Here is a 450-nt window from a genome sequence, read left to right as displayed (position 1 = left end):
ACTCCTCGCGGTCGTACAGTTCCATCAGGTTCAGTTCGTACTGGCCGGGTTCCAGTACCTTGATCGACTCGAACTGGTCGTTGAGTTCCGCGCGCAGTTCCTCTAGGTCGGGCCGGTCTTCCTGCTCTGGTTCCGCCGGTGGGTCAGGGTCCGCACCGACAGGGCGGAACTGGTGTTCTGCTTCGGACGCCGGCGGTGCGTCGGACGGCAGTTCGTCCGGTTCGACGATATCGCCGCGGGCACTAGCCTGGGCTGAATCCTCGGTCGCAGACGTGCGGTCGGGTTCGGTCGACGGCGAGCCGGACGTGTGGGATGGGTCACTCGGCTGTGAGTCAGCCGACCGGTCGGCGTCGAGATGGGACTGCTCGGCGGGACGGTCGCCGTCCGGAGCGGAGCCACTGACGAAGTCACGTACCGAGGCGGCGGTCTTGCCGACGGTACGGGCGACAG

Annotated in this window: 1 protein-coding gene; it reads right to left on the bottom strand. The window is 66.7% G+C overall.

Annotation, left to right across the window (positions count from 1 at the left end; translation table 11 throughout):
• Positions 1-450, bottom strand: a 450-nt coding sequence (locus IL252_RS17335) for a Zn-ribbon containing protein (protein WP_208629059.1), incomplete at both ends; no start/stop codon positions are given.

This window comes from Halomicrobium sp. IBSBa, from assembly GCF_017612575.1.
Taxonomy (GTDB): domain Archaea; phylum Halobacteriota; class Halobacteria; order Halobacteriales; family Haloarculaceae; genus Halomicrobium.
Note: the sequence above shows the minus strand (reverse complement) of the source record. Positions and strands in the feature narration are given on the sequence as shown.